This is a genomic window from Photobacterium frigidiphilum, assembly GCF_003025615.1.
Classification (GTDB): domain Bacteria; phylum Pseudomonadota; class Gammaproteobacteria; order Enterobacterales; family Vibrionaceae; genus Photobacterium; species Photobacterium frigidiphilum.
In genome coordinates, this window is the sequence record NZ_PYMJ01000097.1 from 1 (window position 1) to 2249 (window position 2249).

Sequence of the window (2249 nt, forward strand, 5' to 3'; positions counted from 1 at the left end):
TTTCTCCACCCCGTAGCGCACTTTCTCAATCAAGGTGTTCGCGGCGGCACGTGCCTCACTCACTGACATATCAGCAGCATCACCAAGACGGTGTAACTGACGTAGCCCCTGATGCTGAAAACGGACGTTAAAAATCCGCTTGCCTGATGGGTAGACCCGCAGGAAAAAAGCAGGGAATTTTTTATCGTAATACGCCACCATTTTTGTCGATGGGGGCATTTTATCGACCCTTTCTTGCTGTAATGTGACCTTGGGCATTATCGACTCTCACGTAATATCGTGGCATTCCACGCGATATCTGTACGGCTAACGCAAGCACAGAAAAGCGAAACATCACGGAAAAACACCGTGATAACAAACGAACAAAAGACCCTACTTTCAGCCACTTAACCCACTAACAACAACCATCTCGACGTGTCGAGTAACGTGGTGTGAAGTCTCTAGATATTGCAATCTTCAACCGCTCTAGGTCGGCTATCGCTTTTCTCTCTTTTTGGTTTTTTTTATTCAGGAATGACAATCAGGCAGCCTGGTTGCCAACTGAAATCAGAAAGGGCGGTAAAGGTAACGAGGGAGAAACAACGGTGCAGAACGCACCAGGGCAGCACAGAGAAAGAAGCAGATCACAACAAGACAATAAAACGTGACGACGTCACACTCTTATTTTAACTTTTCAGATGACATAACACCTCACCATATCAAAAAGACGCAAGTAATAAACTGCGACTCACTCGGTATACATTATTCAATACCGCTCGCGGCATATAAGCCAACCTGACAATCATCAATAAGCCTTCACCATTCAATTGGCAAAACCATGACAAGGTCGAATACAAAAAAGAGGAATAGCGCATACCGCCATGCTTTTTATTGCGACCAATAAAAAAGACCGCACAACGTGCGGCCTTAAATAATACATTCATTGATAGCTTAATAATAACCGTCGATGACTACACGATTATCACCTCGGTTAATATTCAGTGAAAAAAGGGACAACTTATATTTACCCGACGCGGTAATATGAAAAACCAATGCGGGCACCAAATGGTTAAAGCGAGCGTTCACCCAAGCACCACCATTAAACAACGTTATTGTCCACGGTATCTCTGTCGCTGTATTTAATGACATTTCCAACAACTGCAAGTCACTATAATCATAGAAACGTTGTTCTCCAACCCTATCACAAACAAGCTTACTGATACCCATGGCCCGCAATTGCACTTTATCGTGTTCACACAATAAACGGTATTGCCGACTCACCGTGAGCTTTTGATTAATTCTCTTTTTTGCCAATAATAAACGGCTGACCAGATGGTGTGAACAACAGGGTTTATTCATAGCGTTAATGATGGATACAGTATTCATGATGACCTCGCAGCGATTTGCCATTTAAATAATGACAAGGAAGAATAAAACGAAAATATCCATTGACGGCGACATCGGAAATAACTAACACCGCCTGACAATGAAATAAATACGTGTATTTTTTACATTCACATTGAATGACAGAAAAAACATGTTTGTCGTTATGACAAATAACACCAATACTTCCTCACGCCTTCGCTATCGACATCACTGCTCATCACCAAGGTATGATTAATCCAAATCGAAAACTCAATGCCATATTCCCGATGACGCTGTTTCAATTGCCCTGGTTGTGTTTTCATGGCCACGCTATCAAATTGCGCTTCTGTTATTGGCGAACGATTGTTATTAGTCATGATAGTCACCGCCAACAACACGCTGTAATTCCGCGCAGAACAGTTGAAAATCTAACCATGACCGAGCGTTACAATGCAGCGGTATTAATAACGTTGAGGCTAATACGATTTTTTGCTTGCGGTTAATACACGTTTGTTTATTATGATTTGCAGTAATCATTTGATATTTCCACATAGATTTAATTTGTGATTATTCGCCCCCTTCTAGTTCGTGCTAGAAAGGGGCACCTCATTACTTATTTAATAAAAACGCATGGGCTTTACTGGCAAGGCTAGCCGCCTTGAAAATAAATCGTTTGTCGTCATTCAGTTTCTTGAGCCACCCCGCGATATAGTCCTCATGCAGCACCTTGCCAAACACATCCAAATCAGCACAGCAGAACGCAGCACCTAACTCGGCAACCAATTCTTCGAACGCATAATCTTTTGAGCCAAAGCTATTTTTTAAATCACGATCTAAACGGCTTTTATGACCAGACCAGTGAGTCAGTTCATGCATGGCCGTTGCGTAATAATCGCTAGACGATG

General features: G+C 42.3%; 6 protein-coding genes. All 6 read right to left on the reverse strand.

Annotation, left to right across the window (positions count from 1 at the left end):
• Nucleotides 1-258: Arm DNA-binding domain-containing protein (locus C9J12_RS29795; protein ID WP_146150143.1), on the reverse strand; the 258-nt coding region annotated here is incomplete at its 3' end.
• A gap of 440 nt (nucleotides 259-698) precedes the next feature.
• Entirely contained in the window at nucleotides 699-923 is a 225-nt protein-coding gene (locus tag C9J12_RS29800; RefSeq protein ID WP_107247068.1) for a hypothetical protein, read from the reverse strand.
• A 7-nt stretch (nucleotides 924-930) separates the two neighbouring features.
• Complete coding sequence (locus C9J12_RS29805) at nucleotides 931-1365, reverse strand: hypothetical protein (RefSeq protein ID WP_227876522.1); 435 nt, start codon at nucleotides 1363-1365, stop codon at nucleotides 931-933.
• Nucleotides 1366-1526: 161 nt separating this feature from the next.
• On the reverse strand, nucleotides 1527-1721 hold the full coding sequence (locus C9J12_RS29810) for a hypothetical protein (protein ID WP_107247073.1): 195 nt from the start codon (nucleotides 1719-1721) through the stop codon (nucleotides 1527-1529).
• Entirely contained in the window at nucleotides 1714-1881 is a 168-nt protein-coding gene (locus tag C9J12_RS30920) for a hypothetical protein (RefSeq protein ID WP_170111928.1), read from the reverse strand. The genes C9J12_RS29810 and C9J12_RS30920 overlap by 8 nt, the downstream gene beginning before the upstream one ends.
• Before the next feature lie 72 nt (nucleotides 1882-1953).
• Nucleotides 1954-2249: zincin-like metallopeptidase domain-containing protein (locus C9J12_RS29815; protein ID WP_265416175.1), on the reverse strand; the 296-nt coding region annotated here is incomplete at its 5' end.

Bases quoted from the DNA above. Each gene is read 5' to 3' on its own strand.
- C9J12_RS29800 (WP_107247068.1), bottom strand. From the start codon at position 923: ATGAATGTATTATTTAAGGCCGCACGTTGTGCGGTCTTTTTTATTGGT.
- C9J12_RS29805 (WP_227876522.1), bottom strand. From the start codon at position 1,365: ATGAATACTGTATCCATCATTAACGCTATGAATAAACCCTGTTGTTCA.
- C9J12_RS29810 (WP_107247073.1), bottom strand. From the start codon at position 1,721: ATGACTAATAACAATCGTTCGCCAATAACAGAAGCGCAATTTGATAGC.
- C9J12_RS30920 (WP_170111928.1), bottom strand. From the start codon at position 1,881: ATGATTACTGCAAATCATAATAAACAAACGTGTATTAACCGCAAGCAA.